The sequence below is a fragment of the Streptomyces sp. NPDC029164 genome (genome assembly GCF_055563995.1).
In genome coordinates this window covers 57,861-70,507 of sequence record NZ_JBVHWW010000031.1, presented here as the reverse complement: position 1 = coordinate 70,507, position 12,647 = coordinate 57,861, and the positions used below count along the sequence as shown (strand labels likewise).

10 protein-coding genes are annotated in these 12,647 nt (G+C 72.1%); 5 read left to right on the top strand and 5 right to left on the bottom strand.

Annotated features, from left to right (window positions below):
- Positions 1–29: 29 nt before the first annotated feature.
- Complete coding sequence (locus ACZ4VT_RS27450; protein ID WP_467953531.1) at positions 30–974, top strand: LysR family transcriptional regulator; 945 nt, start codon at positions 30–32, stop codon at positions 972–974.
- A gap of 75 nt (positions 975–1,049) precedes the next feature.
- Here the strand turns inward: ACZ4VT_RS27450 and ACZ4VT_RS27445 are convergent, their stop codons facing one another.
- From ACZ4VT_RS27445 to ACZ4VT_RS27430, 4 genes are all read right to left on the bottom strand, one after another.
- Entirely contained in the window at positions 1,050–1,754 is a 705-nt protein-coding gene (locus tag ACZ4VT_RS27445) for a hypothetical protein (protein WP_467953529.1), read from the bottom strand.
- Positions 1,755–2,082: 328 nt separating this feature from the next.
- Positions 2,083–2,667: a hypothetical protein gene (locus tag ACZ4VT_RS27440; protein WP_467953527.1), complete on the bottom strand. Its 585-nt coding sequence runs from the start codon at positions 2,665–2,667 to the stop codon at positions 2,083–2,085.
- A gap of 607 nt (positions 2,668–3,274) precedes the next feature.
- Complete coding sequence (locus ACZ4VT_RS27435) at positions 3,275–4,174, bottom strand: hypothetical protein (protein WP_467953525.1); 900 nt, start codon at positions 4,172–4,174, stop codon at positions 3,275–3,277.
- On the bottom strand, positions 4,171–5,211 hold the full coding sequence (locus ACZ4VT_RS27430; RefSeq protein WP_467953523.1) for an SPFH domain-containing protein: 1,041 nt from the start codon (positions 5,209–5,211) through the stop codon (positions 4,171–4,173). Before ACZ4VT_RS27430 ends, ACZ4VT_RS27435 begins: the two co-directional genes overlap by 4 nt.
- Positions 5,212–5,593: 382 nt before the next feature.
- Here ACZ4VT_RS27430 and ACZ4VT_RS27425 point away from each other — a divergent pair, with 382 nt between their 5' ends.
- Positions 5,594–6,025: a pyridoxamine 5'-phosphate oxidase family protein gene (locus ACZ4VT_RS27425; RefSeq protein ID WP_467953521.1), complete on the top strand. Its 432-nt coding sequence runs from the start codon at positions 5,594–5,596 to the stop codon at positions 6,023–6,025.
- Between the two features lie 547 nt (positions 6,026–6,572).
- On the opposite strand, the gene ACZ4VT_RS27420 is transcribed toward ACZ4VT_RS27425, so the two are convergent.
- On the bottom strand, positions 6,573–6,818 hold the full coding sequence (locus ACZ4VT_RS27420; protein ID WP_467953519.1) for a DUF6480 family protein: 246 nt from the start codon (positions 6,816–6,818) through the stop codon (positions 6,573–6,575).
- Between the two features lie 1,233 nt (positions 6,819–8,051).
- Here ACZ4VT_RS27420 and ACZ4VT_RS27415 point away from each other — a divergent pair.
- From ACZ4VT_RS27415 to ACZ4VT_RS27405, 3 genes are all read left to right on the top strand, one after another.
- Positions 8,052–8,885: a PIG-L family deacetylase gene (locus ACZ4VT_RS27415; RefSeq protein ID WP_467953517.1), complete on the top strand. Its 834-nt coding sequence runs from the start codon at positions 8,052–8,054 to the stop codon at positions 8,883–8,885.
- A gap of 299 nt (positions 8,886–9,184) precedes the next feature.
- Positions 9,185–10,837, top strand: coding sequence for a PKD domain-containing protein (locus tag ACZ4VT_RS27410; RefSeq protein WP_467953515.1), 1,653 nt, complete (start codon positions 9,185–9,187; stop codon positions 10,835–10,837).
- A 357-nt stretch (positions 10,838–11,194) separates the two neighbouring features.
- Positions 11,195–12,559 carry an NAD(P)/FAD-dependent oxidoreductase gene (locus tag ACZ4VT_RS27405; RefSeq protein WP_467953513.1) on the top strand — a complete coding sequence of 455 codons (1,365 nt, stop codon included), beginning with the start codon at positions 11,195–11,197 and terminating at the stop codon, positions 12,557–12,559.
- Positions 12,560–12,647 lie beyond the last annotated feature (88 nt).

Sequence of the window (12,647 nt, the reverse complement as noted above, 5' to 3'; positions counted from 1 at the left end):
GCATGCTTGTCACTTGTAGAGTTACCGCCATGCAATTGGATTTGAACCTGCTCACCGCCCTGGACGCCCTGCTGGAAGAAGGCAGCGTCGCCGGCGCGGCAGCACGTCTCCACGTCACCGCACCTGCGATGAGCCGTTCCCTGGGCCGCATCCGCAAGGCCACCGGGGACCAGATCCTGGTCCGCACCGGCCGGAGCATGGTCCCCACCACCCGCGCGCTGGCCATGCGCGCCCAGGTTCACGCCCTCGTGCAGCAGGCCCACCAACTTCTGTCCGCGCAGCAGGAACTCGACCTGGCGGCTCTGGACCGGGAGTTCACCGTGCGCTGGCACGACGCCCTGACCGCGGCCTCGGGCACCGCCCTGATCGCTGCCGTCCGCCGCCAGGCCCCCGGCGTCCGGCTGCGCCTGTCCGCCGAACCCGGGGCGGACGACGCCGAGTTGCGCCGGGGCGAGGTCGATCTCGAATCGAGCGCCGGCGCTCCGACGCTTCCCGACATCCGCCACCGCCTCGTCGGCAGGGACCGGCTGATCGTCGCCGTCCGACCGGGCCACCCGCTCACCGAAGGCGCGCCGAGCCTCGAGCGCTACGCGGCCGCCGAACACCTCACCGTCTCGCGGCGCGGGCGCCCGCACGACCAGATCGACGACGCCCTGACCACATTCGGCCTCGAACGCCGTGTCACCGCCGCCGGGCCCACCGCCGCCTTCGCCCTGCAACTCGCCCTCGAAACCGACCTGGTCGTCACCCTCCCCGACGCGGTCACCCGCACGGCCCGGCAACAACTCGGCCTGGTCACGCTGCCGCTGCCACTCCAGTTGCCCGACGTCCCGCTGTACCTGCTGTGGCACCAGCGCTACGACGACGACCGCGCCCACACCTGGCTGCGCGAGCTGGCCACCGAAACCGTCCAGGCCCTCTTCGCACCACCAACCACCGCACAACAGCCCGGCACCAACCAGACCGAACAGTGACGGATACGCCCGGGAAAGGGCTCGCGGATGGTGGAGCCACCTGTTCCCGGTCCGCGACTGCGCGGTCGGGCTTTCTCAGGCCAGGACGTTCACGGCCCTCGCGACGACGAGTCCGAGGATCATGAGGGAAAGGAGGGACTGGACGGTCATGACGCTCTTCGCCCAGGGGGCGAGTGGCATGACGTCGGTGGGGCTCAGCGCGGTGGAATTGGTGAACGCGAGGTAGAGGTAGTCGATGTAGTGCGGGCGCCAGTGCGCAGCGTTCAGTTCGGGGCTGAGCTGTTGGGGAAAGGCGAGCGCCGGAGTGGGCGGCATGTGGTGGGCCCGGGCGGCCGGGCCGCCGCTGTCGAGTTCGAAGTACAGGAGGGAGAAGGCGAGAACGGTGGAGGACCAGACGCTGCCGCCGGCCAGCAGGAGGGCATTGGCGGAGTTGGTCTCGTGCCCGCCGTGGATGAGATCGTCGATGAGCTGGACGGTCGACCAGATGGCGCTGCCGGCGAGTACGACGACCAGGGCGATCGCCACTGAGCGCAGGACAGTGGAGCGGCGGCTGATCCGGCCGGGGTCTCCCGAGATCAGCGCCACCAGCAGGAGGGCTTCGGCGACGGGAAGCGCCCATCGGGGTCCAAGGCGCAGGTCGTCGGGCAGTAGCAGGGTGAGGACCGCAGAGGCGATGACGGCTGCGGCCATCGGCCAGCGGCTCTCGGTGTGGACAGCCGATCCCTGCCCCGGCTCGCGCGGGCTCATACGGTCCGTGTCGGACGCGTTCTGTCCGGTCACGGCCGACTGCCTCCCGGGCTCGGTGGCAGCTCAGATGGCATGTGCCGTCGAGGTCATACGGCGTCGGGCGTTGCGAGGGGTGTCCGTCGCCCTTGGTGTCGGCTTCATGTCCGGTCCTCGCAGATGAAGGCGTACGGGGGCTGCCCCGACGGCCTCGACGACCGCGCGCGGGACGGTCGCTCGGGATGACGAGGCCCTGGACCTCTGATCCACCGTAAACCGGGGTGTTCAAGGCCCGTGGCCGACACGCTCCGCGTTCACACGCGCGCCGAAGCGGCCTTCACCCACACGCCGGCCCCATCGCACGCCGACACCGGCGGAGGCGCCGCTACCTGTCCTGCGCGGTCAGGAGCATGACCAGGGCCTTCGAGCGGGTGGTCCCGAGCGCGGCGGCCACCGCTTCGGCGGACAGGCCGTCGTCGCAGAGCGCGCCGGCCGTCTCCCGGCCCACCCGGGCCGCGATCCGCTCCAGCACACCGGCGGCGCGCAGTGCCGCCAACGGCGCGTCCGCGGCCGCGGCGGCCAGCCGCTCGGCCATCTCGACCAGGAGCGCCGCCAGCGGCTCGGGCAGCGGCACGGTGGCATCGCGGACGACGGACAGGTGCGCGGTCCAGTCCGCGAGCGGTCCGGTGAGGTCGACGTCCGCTTCGTACAGCGGCTGGTCGCCGATCGTGTCCCAGTCCAGGCGGTACTGAGCCGGGCTGCGCCATCCGCACGCGCAGACCGCCCGGAGGGCCTCGGCGCGGGGGCGGCGGGCCCGGCCGTCGTAGGCCGACCAGTGCGTGGTCGACGGCACGTCCGGACCGCTCCCGACGTCGAAGTACGCCGGGCCCGGCTCGCGGCCGCCGACGAGCACGCCGGCCGTGCCCGCGTGCGCATCCCCGAACTCCACCGTCCACCAGTCCCAGTCCATCACCACACCACCCTCTCGTACGTTCCGCCGGCCAACCGGCCGGATCCCGTCTGCGACCCTGCCCCACCCACGCACCCGCCCACACCCTGGCGGCTCCAAAAACCAGTGCTGTTGGGTACAGGGTCCCGCGACGCATCCCGAACACGACACCCCCCACAGGACCAAATCCACCATCCAGGTGGGGTGGCAGCGGGACTCCGGGCTTCCGCTGCCGAGACGGAGAAGCCCGGACATGCCTGTCTTGCCCGCCGGCGGGTCCGCGTAGAACTCGGTGCCTGGCCTGACAAGTCGTCTCCGGGGCTTCCGGTCCGTCGGCGGCGATGTCCCTGCGCAGGACTTGGAGGACGTTCCTGCTGCTCCTGCTGCGACCCAGCCCTGGGATCCCGCCCATCCCGGCAGGCCCCCGGTGAGAGAACACACCGCCTATTCGGCTATGCGGACCGCGGCCAGAAGGTCTACTGCATCCGTTCCCTCAACCACTGCACGAAGACCTTCGACTACCGCTGAGGGGGCACAATGTCCTCGCCACCGGGCACGGTTGCCGCGGGAACCTAGCCCGCCGTCCTCCTGTGGGTCTGCGGTGGCGACAGCCGGTCAGGCGGGGCACTCACGTCACCAGGCGCAGCGACGTTCCCGCGATGCCCAGCCGTACGCTCTGGCCCCAGGTCAGCTCCAGTGCGTCGCTCTCCATTCCGTCGCCGAATACCACGATCCGGTCCGACTCCACGGTCAGCTGCAGCCCCTCCCCCCGCCCCAGCTCGCCGGCGACCTTCGTCGTTGCTGTCGTGGGGGAGGGCCAGGCCTCGCGCACGAACCACAGGAGCCGCCGGTCACACGGTGCGGGCAGCCCCCCGGGGCTGCCGCGCTCCAGCCACAGGGAACGCAGCCAGCCGGTGGCGCCCGTGCCCGTGCCCACCAGCACCCCGGACGATGCCTGGGCCTCGCCCGGGCCCTTCTCGCCGTCGGAGCCCAGACGGTAGCGGGCCGTCTGGTGACCGGGCGAGCCCAGGTAGATCTCGTTCAGCGCGAGAAGGCGCTGGGTGTCGTCGGCGACGGCCTCGACCATGGTCAGCTCGTCTGCCTGGCCCCCGGCGGCGGTCGCCGCACGCAGCAAGGCGGGCGCGTCGGCGCAGCGGTGGCGGACCAGGACCCCCGGGTTGCGCCCAGGGTCGGTGTCGATGCCCACCACCGGCTGTCCGCGCAGATACTTCGCGGTGTTGGCGACCAGCCCGTCCTGGCCGACCACGACCACCACGTCCTCCGGGGCGAACAGGAAGCGGTCCAGGTCCGCCCGCTCCACGCGGGAGCTGCGCCAGGTGAGCGGCACCGCCGCCGCCACCTCCCGCAGCGCCTGCCGCGTGCGCTCGTGGCGGCGGACCACCTCGTCGATCGAGCGGCCCCGGCTGGAAAGGAAGAACGCGGCCTGCCCGTGCGTCCCGTGCCGGGCGAGCAGTTCCTCGTACTCGGTCCTGCGGTGCACGATCACCGCGCGCGGGGCCAGGCTCACGCGGCCGCGCCGCCTTCCGGACGTCCGGGCCTGGTAGCGCCGTCCGGACGTCCGAGCCTGGTGAGGAGCCCGGTGAGGACGTCAGGAGAGAGCGTGATGCTCTCGATCCGCGGCAGGTTCTCGGCCAGCCGGGTCGCCGCCAGGGCGTGCAGCGTGCCCGGGGCGGCTTCGTCGTGCACGCGCAGCCAGGCTGCCTGAACCTCGGCGCGCGCCGCGCCCGTCTCGCGCGCCGCCTCGGCGTCCGCGCGGGCCAGGCGGACCTTGCGGGCCGCCTCGGTCTCGGTCCGGATGCCGTCCGCCGCCGCCTTCTCCTCGGCCTCGCGGCGGCTGTTGGTGCCGCGCTGGTCGATCAACTGCTCCTCGCGCCGCGCCAGTTCGATCTGACTGGCCAGCTCGTTCTCGGCGATGGCGCGCTCACGCTCGACGGCGACGGCCCGCCGTTCATAGGTGGCCCGGTCCGCCTCCTGCTGGATCTGCTCGCGGGCGGGCGTGCGCAGGGCGCGCTCCACCTCGGCCTCGGGGCGGATCGCGACGACCCGCACGGTCACCACTTCGATGCCGGTGGCCGGGAGCCTGGGCTCGGCGGCGAGACCGGTGGCGACGTTCCCCCGCACGGAGGCGACGCCGTCCACCAGGGCGACGGCCAGCGGAGTCCGGGCCAGCACGTCCAGCGTGTGCTGCTGCGCGGTCTCGGTGAGGAGAGTGGCGATCTGCTCCAAGGGCGCGCCGCGCCAGCTCCCGGTGTCGGGGTCGACGGAGAAGTCGAGGCGGTCCGCGGCCTGGGCCGGGTCGCTGATCCGGTAGGTGACGGTGGCCTGCACGGCGACGTCCTGGAAGTCGGACGTACGGGCGTGGAACGCCATGGCCAGCTCCCGGTCGTCGACCGGCACTTCGGAAAGCGCCGCCGACAGCGACCGGTACCAGAAACTGAGCCCCCGCCCGTCGTGAACGAGTCGGCCGCGCTTGTGGTGGCGGATGTGCGCGGTGTGCGCGGAGCGCAGATGACGCCAGCCGAAGCGCCGGGTGATGTCGGCCATGGCGAACCCCCTTGATTTCGTCAGCACGACGATAACGAGACGTGCCTATATCGTCAAGGGGACGAAAAGAGGACGGTGGGGCCCAGGACTGTGCGATCCCGGAACGTTCAGTGAGGCCGAAGTGACGGCCCTGGGGGACCGACCGGGCCATCCGGTGCGACAGATCCGAGCCCGCATCTGAACTTCCCCGCCATTCGCCGGCGCCCCGCGCTCTTGGCAGGCGCGGCCCGTTGCCGGTGGGCGGGTACGGCGGCCCGGCCGGGGCCGTGGGGGTGATGGAGCGGAAGCACGGCGGGGCCGGGCGGGGAATGGGCGCGCAGCGGGGCAGGGTCTTGGGGGAAGGGATCCCTTCAGAGCGATTCGACTGTCCAAGGAGTGTGCCGTGGCCCTGTCCCGTACCGAACGTGAGCAGTTCCTCGCCGAGCCCCACGTCGCCGCGCTCGCGGTGAACGCGGGAGGGGAAGGTGACCGTGCGCCGCTCGCGGTCCCCGTCTGGTACCAGTACGCACCCGGTGGCGACATCTGGATCATGACCGGACGGGACTCGCGCAAAGCCGGCCTGATCAGGGCCGCAGGCCGGTTCACCCTGCTGGTGGACCGTCTGGAGCCCACGATCCGGTACGTGTCGGTCGAGGGACCGGTCACCTCCACCGTTCCCGCCACGCGCGAGCAGCTGGTGGAGCTCTCCGCCCGCTACCTGCCCGCGGAGAAGGTCGAGGGCTACGTCGACTTCGCCTGGAAGGAACACGGGGAGCAGGTCGTGATCCACATGCGCCCGCAGCGGTGGGTGAGCTCGGACCTCGGCAACATCTGAGAACGCCCGCCCTACGGGCTGCCGGCCGTCGCGGCTCCCCCGGGCCGCGGGGACACCGTGTGGTGCGGGAGGAGAGGAAAGGGCCCCGACCGGGCCGGGGGGAGGCCTGGCCGGGGCTGCACCCCGACCGGCGGGGGGGATGCCGGGCGGGGTGGTCAAGGGCGTGGGAGGCGGGAAGGGCGGTCGCCTCTCGGCGGAGAGCTCTGAGGGGCTTCAGCCGAACGATCTTCCCCACAGGCATAGGTCGGGCCCGGGGACACAGTCCCTTCCCGCACCCCACATATGGATGAACGGTCAACCAAGCCGGATTGTTCCCCGCCCTCGCGCACCCGGCGCTCCGATCAAGATCAGAAGGCACCGGGACCGCGCAGGCAGCCCTGTCGCTCAGGGAGCGTTCAACGTCTCGACGAGGACGACATCGCGTGTGGCGCGGGACCGGAGGGCTTGATCATCCCTTCGCCGCGGGATGGGCGCACGACCACTTGCCTGCCCTCGTTCGGCCGCGCCAGTGGTCCGGAACCGGCTGTGCCGGCCCCGTCGGTACCGCTCAGAGGTCCAGCACGATGGCGTAGGCAAGGAAGAAGAGGGCGCAGACAAGGGCCAGCAGACAGATCAGCACGAGAGGGCCCATGGCCCAGCCGCGGGTAAGGGGGCGGTAGGGACCCGCGCCGGAGCCGGTGCTCGACTCGCAGGGCGGAGTCTCGCCCGGCGGTACGCCGCGACCGTACGGTCGGGCCGTGATCCGCGGGCCTGGGCTTGGGCTTGGGCTTGGGCCTGGAACATGTGCGGACATTGTCTGCCTCCTCACCGCGAAGGCCGGGCCCGCCCATCCGGCAGGTCGGCGGGGGCTGTCCGTCGCCTTCCCGCCGCGTCCCACTCCTCGGGACCGCCCGGTCAGACCAGGATCCCACCACCGCGACCGGTGCGCCGGGCAGGCTCAGCGGGCGTCCGCCGTGGCTCCCGTCCCGCGGCGAGCCCAGCGCCTGCACAGCTGGTGCGCCCTACGCGGTCAGGGCCCCGGCCAGGCCCTCGTCGACCACGGGCAGTTCACCCTCACCGGCCCGCGGTGTCCGGTTGCTCACCGGTGCACCCGGGAGCCCCCGGGCCGGGGCCCTGGCTGGAACCGGACAACCCGGCCATCGCGCGGGACGGACCCGGTGCGCGGCGTGGCACCGCTCCAGGACGGCACGACGGCGGCGGCCCCTACCCTTCGGTCGCCGCGACCCCGAACACCGGACGCGGCTACCGCCCGGCGAAGAGCCGGGAGGCCGCCACGGCAGCCGCGCGGGCGACGCACGAGCGACGCCTCCGGATCAGCCGCCGGCCGTCGGCCGACCGTCCGGCGCTGCGCGAGCGCACCGCGCCCGGCTCCAGGTGTTGGACGGGCGGGGGCTGGTACACGCCGGGCCCGGCCGGCCCTCGCGGGCTCCGGGAGACAGCGGAGTTGGCAGGCAGGGGGAACACCGCGGGCGGGGCGGACCGAAGGGCCGTGTGGCGGCGGGCGCGTTGCGGATGGAGTCGCACGAGCCGGCCCGACGCCGGCGCGGCATGCCCCGGTCAGCCCCCGAACCTGCTCAACCCTGCGACCTCGGTACCTACCCCGGCGGCCGGGCTGGTCCCGCTGCCACGAGTCAGCAGCGTACGGGCGGCCGGCTCAGGGGCGTCGGTCGAACGTGGGCAGCCAGGCCGAGGTGGCCCGCTCGCTGCGGCCGCGCCGTGCGGCCCGCCCCTCGCCCGACGTAGGCGAACGCCCGTTACCCCGGCGAGCCAAGGATGTTGCCACTCCCCCGCGACACCCACTGACGCGTCGAAGGGTCCCACCGCGTACGTTCTGGAAGGCCGAGCGGCCGCGTCGGGAACAGCCGGTCCGGTCGGCGCGGTTGCACCGACCGAGGGATCGGAGCCACAGGCGGGGAGCACGGAGACCACAAGGTCGCCCGCCCCACCAGGATCCGGGCCCCAGGATCGCGGTACGCCCGCCGCGACGCATTCGGACCAAGAAGATTTCCCACTGGAGGACTGTTTCATGACTGACCGGCCCTTGACGCTCATGGCAGTGCACGCCCACCCCGACGACGAGGCCACCGGAACGGGAGGGGTCCTCGCGCGGTACGCGGCGGAGGGCATCCGCACGGTTCTCGTGACGTGTACCGACGGCCGTTGCGGTGACGGACCGGGAGGCGTCAAGCCGGGTGATCCCGGGCACGATCCGGCGGCCGTCGCCTTGATGCGCCGTCAAGAACTCGAAGCAAGCTGCGAGGTCCTGAAGATCAGCGATCTGGAGACGCTGGACTATGCCGACTCCGGCATGATGGGCTGGCCGAGCAACGACGCGCCCGGATCCTTCTGGCAGACCCCCGTGGAGGAAGGCGCGGCGCGACTCGCGGAACTCATGCGACACTACCGGCCCGACGTTGTCGTCACGTACGACGAGAACGGCTTCTACGGCCACCCCGACCACATCCAGGCCCACCGCATCACGATGGCAGCGCTGGAGATGACCTCGCTGACACCGAAGGTGTACTGGACGACGATGCCCCGCTCGGGGATGCAGCGGTTCGGGGAGATCATGCGCGAGTTTCATGAGGACATGCCGGAGCCGGATCCCGCCGAGGCCGCCGCGATGGCCGAGATCGGCCTCCCCGACGACGAGATCACCACGTGGGTGGACACCACGGCATTCAGCGGTCAGAAGTTCGATGCGCTCGCCGCGCACGCCAGTCAGGGCGAAAACATCTTCTTCCTCAAGATGGGCAAGGAGAGGTTCGGCGAGTTGATGGGTATGGAGACGTTCGTGCGCGTCAAGGACGCCACCGGCGCGGCCGTACCCGAGAACGACCTCTTCGCCGGACTGCGCTGACCTGACCCGCCCGTCCGCGTACCCGCCCGCCCGGGCCGGGGCCCAGGAGAGCGAGCCCATCGGCCGCACGGCTCGGTCGAGCGGGCCCGGGACCTCCCGGCCGCCGCCGGGGGCCCGTGCCGAAGCCGCGGCCGCGCAGCCGGTCTTCGACGTCCCGGCCGTGCGGGCGCGGGCCCCGCCGGTACTCGAAAAGCGGTGCTGCCCGGCGCCGGTATCCGGGGAATCGGCCGGTGCCGGTGGCTGTGTACTCTGGGCGAGCTTTCGAACCTGTTCAAGCAGTGACAGAAAATGGGGGGCCGGTGCGCAACCGCCGACTCGTAGTTTCCGCCGCCGTCATCGCGGCTGGTGTAGGTCTCGTACCCGGCATAGCCCAGGCCGACGACCCGGCCACGTCCGACGCGCACGGGGTGAGCGCTCCGGACGTGGACCTCGGCAAGGCCGCGGCGTCGAACTTCGGCACCTTCACGAGCGCCGCCGAGCGTACGGTCCGGCCCGCGGGCAAGGGCAAGGCGCAGGCGCAGGGGACCGTCGCCACGGAACCGACGGTCGGCCTGACCGCCAAGGGCACCAGCGCCCGCGGGATCAGCCTGGACCTCGCCGTCAGCATCGACCCGGACGCCCAGATCTCGGCCTACATCGAGTGGGGCGAGGGCAGCTCCGACGTGTTCGACACCTACGGCCCCACCAACCAGACCGTGGCCCACTCCTACTCGGAGATCGGCTCCTACACCGTCAAAGTCACCCTGAAGGACGCTTCGGGCGTGCGGGGCACCAACACGCTCGCCGTCGTCACTCCGGGTTCCGACTTCACGCCGTACGCACCCACCCGCCTCCTGGACACCCGCAACGGCACGGGCGGGCCGAAGGCCAAGGTCCCCGCGTACGGCACCACCCGGGTGAAGATCTCCGGCAACGGCGACATCCCCGCGGGGGTCACGGCCGTGGTGCTCAACGTCACCGCCACCAACACCACCAGCGGCGGCCACGTGACGGTCTGGCCCGAGGGCAGCGAGCGTCCGATCACGTCGAACGTCAACTTCGCCAAGGGACAGACCGTTCCGAACCTGGTGATCGTGCCGGTCGCCAAGAACGGCTACGTCGACCTGTACAACGGCGGCTGGGAGTCGGTCGACCTGATCGCCGACATCACCGGGTACTTCACCCGGACCACGTCCAGCGGTTACACCCCGCTGAACCCGACACGCTTCGTCGACACCCGCAACGGCACCGGCACCGTCCAGGGCCAGGTCCGCGGGCAGAGCACCTTCGGCACCAAGTTCACCGGAAGGGACGGCATCCCGGACGACGCCACGGCGGTGGCACTGAACGTGACCGTCACGAACCCCCGCGAGGACGGTCACCTGACCGTGTTCCCCAGCGGCGGCACGGTTCCGATCACGTCCAACGTGAACTTCCGCGCCGGCCAGACGGTCGCCAACTCGGTGATCGTGCCGGTCGGCTCCGACGGCTCGGTCAACTTCCGCAACGGCGCCTGGAACGGCACCGACGTCATCGTCGACGTCGTCGGCTTCTACCGCGTCGGCAGCCGGGGCGCCTACATGCCCTTCGTCCCGGAGCGTCTGCTGGACACCCGTGACAGCTCGCACTGGTCGTGGGGCCCGCTGGAGGGCCAGGGCTACATCTACATGCCGCTGTCCCCCCAACAGCCCTCCAACACGGCGTACGTGCTGAACACCACGGTCACCAACACCCGGGGCGACGGGCACCTCACGGTCTCCCCGGACCCGAACACGCTGAACGCCTACAAGGCCGGCCTGGACACCTGGCCCACCCCGCCCAACTCCTCCAACCTGAACTGGAAGCGGACCGAGACCGTCCCGAACCTGGTCCAGGCCGGCATGGGCGACAACGGCATCGTCGACTTCTGGAACCGCGGCTGGGACGACATCGACCTCGTGGTGGACATCTTCGGCGGCTACCAGATGAACTGACCCACCAGCAGAACCCGTACGACACGGCCTCCCGGGAACCGGGCCCCAGCGGTCCGGTTCCCGGGAGGCCGCCCGTTTCCCGCCGGACAGGGGGCACCCGGGTACGCGGGCGGCGCGCGCCGGCGTCACCTCTCGCAGCCCGCTCCCTTGCCGGGCGCGGGCTGCTGCCGGTGGGCGGAGACCGCAGCCATGGGCACTCCCGCGCCTCGGGGCGGGCGGGGCCATCCGGGGGCGTCCGGTTGCGTTCGGTGGCCGTCCAGGCCCTCCGGAGCCGTTCGGCCCGCATTCCGCGTGCATGGAACGGCATGCCGGGGAAGGCGTGCCAGGGACCCGTACACCCGAGAAGGGACGGACACCATGGCACGACCGAGGATCGTGGTCGTCGGCGCGGGCTTCGCCGGCGTCTCCTGCGTACGCCGCCTGGAGCGGACGCTGTCACCCGGGGAGGCGGAGATCCTGCTGGTCACTCCGTTCTCCTACCAGCTCTACCTGCCCCTGCTGCCGCAGGTGGCCTCCGGGGTGCTCACACCCCAGTCCGTGGCGGTGTCGCTGCGCCGCAGCCGCCGCCACCGGACCCGGATCTTGCCCGGCGGGGCCGTGGGCGTCGACACCAGGGCCAAGGTCTGTGTCATCCGGAAGATCACCGGGGAGCTGGTGGACCAGCCGTACGACCACCTGGTGCTCGCGCCGGGGAGCGTGACCCGCACCTTCGACATCCCAGGCCTGGCGGAGCACGGCCGCGGCATGAAGACGCTGGCCGAGGCGGCGCACCTGCGCGACCACGTGATCGCGCAGCTCGACCTGGCCGACGCCGCCGCACCGGGCTCGGCGGAACGGGCCTCACGGCTCGGCTTCGTCGTGGTGGGTGGCGGCTACGCGGGCACCGAGACGGCCGCTTCCCTGGAGCGGCTCACCACGAACGCCGTTGGCCGCTACCCCCGGCTGGACCGGCGCGAGATCAGCTGGCACCTCGTGGACGTGGCCCCGAAGCTGATGCCGGAGCTCGGCGACCGGCTGGGCCGGGCCGCCCTCGACGTACTGCGCCGCCGCGGCATCGAGGTCGCGCTCGGAGCCTCCGTCGCCAAGGCGGGCCCCGAGGACGTCACCCTCACCGACGGGCGCGTGCTGCCCTGCCGCACTCTCATCTGGACGGCCGGCGTCGCCGCGAGCCCGCTCATCGCCACGCTGGGCGCCGAGACCGCGAAGAGCGGCCGGCTCGTCGTCGCCGCGGACTTGCGCGTGCCGGGGGCGGACGGTGCGTTCGCGCTCGGTGACGCGGCCGCCGTGCCCGACCTCGCCGGTGGCGGGGACGGTGCGGTGTGCCCGCCGACCGCGCAGCACGCAGCGCGCCAGGGCAGGGTCGCCGCGGACAACGTCGTCGCCACGCTGCGGGGCACGCCACTGCGTCCGTACGTCCACAAGGATCTCGGACTGGTCGTGGACCTCGGCGGCCGCGACGGCGTCTCCCGGCCGCTCGGCATCGATCTGCGCGGGATGCCCGCCCAGGCCGTGGCCCGCGGCTACCACTGGGCAGCGCTGCGCACCGGGGCCGCGAAGACCAGGGTGATGACGAACTGGCTCCTGCACGCCGTGGCCGGCGACGACTTCGTCCGGACCGGCTTCCAGACGTACAAGCGGGGGACGCTGCGCGACTTCGAGTACACGGACCAGTACCTCACCCCGGAGGAGGTACGGGCCCGCACGGCGGCCGGCGGAGGCTGACGGTTCCGGCGAGCGAGTTCCGACCACCACAGACACTGTCACCGTCGCCTCGATCCGGCTCTGGCTCTCGCTCCGCCCGTGTTCTCCG

Excerpts from the sequence above, each read along its gene's own strand:
- ACZ4VT_RS27415 (WP_467953517.1), top strand. The coding sequence starts at position 8,052 with ATGACTGACCGGCCCTTGACGCTCATGGCAGTGCACGCCCACCCCGAC.
- ACZ4VT_RS27440 (WP_467953527.1), bottom strand. The coding sequence starts at position 2,667 with ATGGACTGGGACTGGTGGACGGTGGAGTTCGGGGATGCGCACGCGGGC.
- ACZ4VT_RS27420 (WP_467953519.1), bottom strand. The coding sequence starts at position 6,818 with ATGTCCGCACATGTTCCAGGCCCAAGCCCAAGCCCAAGCCCAGGCCCG.
- ACZ4VT_RS27450 (WP_467953531.1), top strand. The coding sequence starts at position 30 with ATGCAATTGGATTTGAACCTGCTCACCGCCCTGGACGCCCTGCTGGAA.
- ACZ4VT_RS27405 (WP_467953513.1), top strand. The coding sequence starts at position 11,195 with ATGGCACGACCGAGGATCGTGGTCGTCGGCGCGGGCTTCGCCGGCGTC.
- ACZ4VT_RS27430 (WP_467953523.1), bottom strand. The coding sequence starts at position 5,211 with ATGGCCGACATCACCCGGCGCTTCGGCTGGCGTCATCTGCGCTCCGCG.